Genomic DNA, 5,307 nt, shown 5'->3' on the forward strand with positions numbered 1-5,307 from the left:
TCTGCACCGACCTGTCGCCTTCGGCCGATGCCGAACCGAGCAGGCGCGACAGCAAGCCCTGCCCGTTGAATTCCGGATCCTGCGTCAGGTTTGTCGCCGCGATCGCCCGCATCAGCACGCCTGTCGACTGGACCACGCTGACCTGGCTCTCGACCTGCGTGATGCCGCCATCGGGTGAGATACGGCTGGGATTGACGTCGTTGGTGACCACCTGCAGGTCCTGCGGATCGATGAGGATTTCCGCCGCCGAGCTGTAGAGCGCGGGCGTGAAAAGACCGTAGAGAAGGGCGACCAGCGTCAGCAGTGCGACAGTGCCGAAGATCCAGAACCGGCGGCGCACCAGGATGCGCTTCAGGTCGCCCAGTTCGACAGTCGAAGCTGCGTATGATCCCGCGCGTGCCGCATCCGGAGAGTGTTGCTGAGGAACCATGGGCAGGGATGATTGCATGGCTGCCTCCGACAATACTCCATATGCCGGCAAGGTCAGTTGCGGCGCTAACCTAGCTATTCCTCCAACTGTTAAAACATTGTTAATTATGTTGAGAGGTGACGTGAATTTTGGCACGCGGTTTGCTTAAAAATATACATATCGGGGTGTTGGTTACGCGGCGAGCGGAGACGGATGCAGATGGGGTTACAATTTGACCGGACCGGCCTGGCCGGCAAGGCCGGGCACCGCGTTTTCGGGCCTCCACCATGCAGATAAGTCTACGCCTGGACGGCGACTGCGTCCGCGCCTTTCATCTCACGCTGCTGGAGCGCCTTGCCGCGCTCGGCGACGAACTGTCCGTCGATGTCAGGCCGGCGGGCGGCGGCATTCCGCGCAGCGCCGCAGCCCTGTTTCAACTCGAAACGGCGATCCACGGACTGCCCCATGATGGACTGGCCCATGATGGACTGGCCAAGCGTGTGCCGCTTTCGGCGCTCGCGCCCTATCGGCAGTCCCCCGCTTCGCCCGACCTGGTCATCGACCTCTGCGGCGATGTCAGGCTGGAAAGCACACGCGTCTGGCACGTCACCTATGACGGCGCCAGCGGCGAAGCGGCCTTGCTGGCCTCGATCCTCGCCGGCCGCACGCCACTTGCCCGCATCGAGGAGAACGGCGTTGCGATCGCGGCCGGGCGTCTGGGCACAGAATATGGCGGCATCGCGCTGGCGTCCTTCCAGGATATGCTGGCGCGCACAGCAAGCCTGATCGTCGCTGCCATGTCAGGCGCGGCAAAGTCGGTGCCCGATCTGCCAGAGCCGGCGCAGGCAGGCAGCCCGCCGCCAATGCCCTCGGCCGGCAAGCTTGGGGTCAGAGCCGGCAAGGCGCTGGCGCGGCGGATCGTCCAGAAGATCTATCACCTTTGCTACAACGCGCCGCATTGGAAGGTCGGCTGGCGGCAAACCGGGGGCTCCGATCTGTTCGACCTGCGTGCCCATCCGGCGTCGGGTTGGCAAGAGCTGCCGGACGATGGCAGCCGCTTCTACGCCGATCCGTTTCCCATCCTCTACCAGGGCCAGCTGACCCTGTTCGTCGAGGACTATATCCACCGGCTCGGCAAAGCCATCATCTCCGCCGTGCCCTTCGGCCCGGCAGGCCCGCTCGGACGACCTGAACCGGTGCTGGATCTGCCCTACCATCTCTCCTACCCCTTCGTCTTCGAGCGCGACGGCGAGGTCTGGATGGTGCCGGAAAGCTGCGCCAACGGCACCGTCGATCTCTACCGGGCCACCGCCTTCCCCGGTGGATGGGTCAAGGAGGCGACGCTTCTGTCCGGTGTCGTGGCCAGCGACGCCACGCTTGTCGAGCATGGCGGCGCCTGGTGGCTGTTCGCCACCGTCCGCGACGGTGGCGGCGCCTTCTCCGACGCGCTGCACCTATGGTCGGCGCCGAATTTTCGCGGCCCCTGGACGCCGCATCCCAAAAATCCCGTGCTGATCGACATTGCCTCGGCGCGGCCGGCCGGCCGCATGGTCAGGCGCGGCAACGACCTGCTGCGCCCGGTGCAGGACTGCCGCAGGAGCTATGGCGCGGCGCTTGGCATCGCACGCATTTCTCACCTTGATTTGATCGGCATGGAGCAGGTCGTTGAAACCATCTTAAATCCAGGTGCGCTATGGAGCGGGCGTAAACTTCACACGCTCAACGAGGCTGGCGGCTTTGAGTTCATCGATGGCTCGGCGATCGCACCGCGCTGGAAGCAGCGGACCCGCGATTAACCTAAACATTGGTTACTACCAGGCACGCGCTCCGGTTGCTTGCGGTTGATTTAGCTCCGGAAGATATTTTCTACCGGAGATTGTGAAACGTGCAGTTGCCACCAGAAAGGGCAGCAAAATGAGTATCTCAGAGGCTGGCCCGGCCCAAGTCGATGTGGCGATCGTCGGCGCCGGAATGGCCGGCACCACCTTGGCAATGCTGTTGGGACAAGCCGGGCGCAAGGTGGCGCTGATTGATCCGCACCGCGTCCACCACGAGGAATTCCGGGCCGAGAAGATCGGCATGGATCAGATGCTTCTGTTCGAAAAGCTCGGCCTCGATGCGACACTCAAGAGCCTCGTCACCTCGACGACCGACACGCATATCTTCCGCCTCGGCCAGTTCTTCGCGCATGAGAAGAAGGCTGAATTCACATTCTCCTATGGCGCGTTGATCAATGGCCTGCGCGACGCCTTGCCTGCGCAAGTACCGCTGACGGTCGGCAAGGTGACCGAGGTCTCGACTGGACCGGACCGGCAGCGGCTTGTGCTGGCCGACGGCGCCGTCATCGATGCCCGCCTGCTGGTGGTTGCAACCGGCCACGGCGAGGCGGTGCGGCGCGCCGTCGGCGTCGAGCGTATCGAGCAATCGAAGGCGCATTCACTGTCGATGGGATTCGACCTCGCCATCTCCCCGCGTGATTTCGGTCATCAGTCCGTCACCTGCTACAGCAGGCGGGCTGCCGACCGTATCGCCTACATCAGCATCTTTCCCCTCGGCGACAAGATGCGGGCGAACATGCTCGGCTATCGGCAAGTGGCCGAGCCGTGGACGCGGGCGTTTCGCCAGGAACCGCAAAAGATGCTCTGCGAGCTGATGCCCGAAATAGCGGCGCGATGCGGCAACTTCGAAGTCGCAAGTCCTGTCGAGGTCAGGCAGATCAGCCTGAGCACCACGCAAGGCCATCGCCGCGACGGGGTCATCTTCATCGGCGATGCTTTCTGTACCACGTGTCCAACACCGGGCGTCGGCATCGGCCGGGTGATGACCGACGTCGATCAGCTCCATTCGGTTCACATTCCGCAATGGCTCGAAACACCAGGCATGGCGGCTGACAAGATCAACGCCTTCTATGACGACCCGGTCAAGGTGGCTGCCGATGAGGATGGCATGCGGGTGAGTTACTATGCCAAGTCGATCACCGCCGGCACCGGACTGGAATGGCGCGCAAGGCGCTTGCGCAACAACACCGCGCGCCGGCTGATGATCATCGGCCGCAAGGTCCGGCATTTGGGACAGCGGCGGGTGCCCATGGCCAATATGCAATAGGGCGCGACCAGTCGCGCCCTATCGATTGCCAATATTGATTGCCTTATAAGGCGAATGCGTCAGACGCCAACCGCTCAGGTTGCCGTCGACGGAGGTGCCGATGGGGTAGTCTGGGCCGTGACGCCCGAAAGCCTGTCGCGCTTCTGCAAGGTTGGTTTCTCGTATTTCTTCACTGTAAAGTGCCCTCCAAATTGGTACGGCGCCAGCAGAACCAATTCCCTGCCCCGTGTCAATTGCGTCATTACTGGTTCTTACGTCGTCTCCTCGCCATCGTAGTCAAACGATTCTTCACTGTTGCATTGCCGGCACATATCGGCTCCAACAGGACACCTCATCCCAGCGCCAATCCCGCTCTACTCGCCTCCCCGCGCGATGTTGTAAATCGTTTCATCCAGGGTATTTTGGCCATCGGAACAGAGGGAATAGTCATGTCCAACAGCGCCTTGCCGCTGGTTATCAGTGCGCCGGAACCACGCACGCTGGAGCTGATCTTCACAGCCCGGCAGCTGGCGCGGCTCAAGGCGCACTATCGCATTGTCGAGACGACCGCTGACGGCGTCGCGAAACTGCCGGCCGACGTGCTGGCCGAGGCGCGCTACATCATCGGCCAGCCGCCCATATCGCCCGAAACGCTCGACCGGATGAAGGCGCTGCGCTGCGTCTTCAATGTCGAGACCAACCTCATCAACAACATGCCCTACGAGACCTTGTTCGCGCGCGGTATCCATGTCGTCACCACCGGCCTGGTGTTCGCCGAGCCGGTCGCAGAGCTTGGCCTTGCCATGGCGCTCAACCTCGCCCGCGACATCGTCGATGCCGACCTCGCCTTCCGCCAGGGACAGGAACTGTGGGGCGGCGACGGCAACCAGACGGCGCGGCTCCTGTCCGGCGCGGATGTCGGGATCATCGGTTTCGGCGATCTCGGCCGGGCGCTGAACCGGCTGCTGTCGGGCTTCCGCACCCGCACCAAAGTCTTCGATCCCTGGCTGCCGCCATCGATCCTCATCGACAATGGCGTCGAGCCGGCCTCTCTCGACGAGGTGCTGTCGACCAGCGACTTCATCTTCGTCGTTGCCTCGGTGACCAGCGAGAACCAGGGTTTTCTCGGTGCCGAGGCCTTTGCCGGCATGCGCAAGGGCGCCGCCTTCATCCTGCTCAGCCGCGCCGGCGTGGTGGACTTCCCGGCGCTGATGGCGGCGGTGAAGAGCGGCCACATCGTCGCCGCCAGCGACGTTTTCCCCGAAGAACCGCTGGCGCGGGACCATCCGGTGCGCACCCTGCCCGGCTTTCTGCGCTCGGCTCACCGTGCCGGCGCGCTCGACATCGCCTTCAAGCGCATGGGCGATATGGTGCTGGAGGACATGGACCTGATCGACCGCGGCCTGCCGCCGCTGCGCTCCAAGCGCGCCGAGCGCGAGACGGTTTCGCGCATGCGTTCCAAGCCGGCCGACAGGAATTGAGGCGTGGGTTTTCGTCCCGGTTGGCCGGCCCTCGACAAGGTCGGCTTGACAAGGGCGCGGCCGGCGATGACGCTGCCGCAATCGAACTTTGCGGAGGGAGGCCATGAACATGAAGAAGCTCTATGAAAAGCCGATGCTGCTCAAACGGCAGAAACTCTCCGCCGTGACGGCGCAGCAAGCCAATTCAGGCGTAATAGGCCCGACAGGCCCGGCAGGCTGACACCTCGCGGCATCCAATGAAGGTTAGCATCGGACGCACCCGGGGCGGGCGGTACGGCAGCCGCTCCAGGCGCAGCTTCAGTGTCCACGGCTGCTCTTCGCCCTGCGGGCGAC

General features: G+C 63.5%; 5 protein-coding genes. 4 read left to right on the forward strand and 1 reads right to left on the reverse strand.

The window, feature by feature from the left end:
• On the reverse strand, positions 1 to 448 hold a 448-nt coding region (locus EN984_RS21655; RefSeq protein ID WP_245480094.1), incomplete at its 3' end, for a Wzz/FepE/Etk N-terminal domain-containing protein.
• Between the two features lie 248 nt (positions 449 to 696).
• On the opposite strand from EN984_RS21655, the gene EN984_RS21660 reads away from it, so the two are divergent.
• The 4 genes from EN984_RS21660 (at position 697) to EN984_RS21675 (ending at position 5,194) form a co-directional block, all read left to right on the forward strand.
• Positions 697 to 2,205 (forward strand): formyl transferase, encoded by a 1,509-nt coding sequence (locus tag EN984_RS21660; protein WP_127270228.1) that lies wholly within the window; start codon positions 697 to 699, stop codon positions 2,203 to 2,205.
• A 118-nt stretch (positions 2,206 to 2,323) separates the two neighbouring features.
• Entirely contained in the window at positions 2,324 to 3,514 is a 1,191-nt protein-coding gene (locus EN984_RS21665; protein ID WP_127383939.1) for an NAD(P)/FAD-dependent oxidoreductase, read from the forward strand.
• Between the two features lie 428 nt (positions 3,515 to 3,942).
• Positions 3,943 to 4,974 (forward strand): hydroxyacid dehydrogenase, encoded by a 1,032-nt coding sequence (locus tag EN984_RS21670; RefSeq protein ID WP_127273721.1) that lies wholly within the window; start codon positions 3,943 to 3,945, stop codon positions 4,972 to 4,974.
• Between the two features lie 103 nt (positions 4,975 to 5,077).
• Positions 5,078 to 5,194 (forward strand): putative RiPP precursor, encoded by a 117-nt coding sequence (locus EN984_RS21675; protein WP_306245655.1) that lies wholly within the window; start codon positions 5,078 to 5,080, stop codon positions 5,192 to 5,194.
• Positions 5,195 to 5,307 lie beyond the last annotated feature (113 nt).

Source organism: Mesorhizobium sp. M7A.F.Ca.CA.004.12.1.1, from assembly GCF_003997835.1.
In the GTDB taxonomy this organism is placed as follows: Bacteria; Pseudomonadota; Alphaproteobacteria; order Rhizobiales; family Rhizobiaceae; genus Mesorhizobium.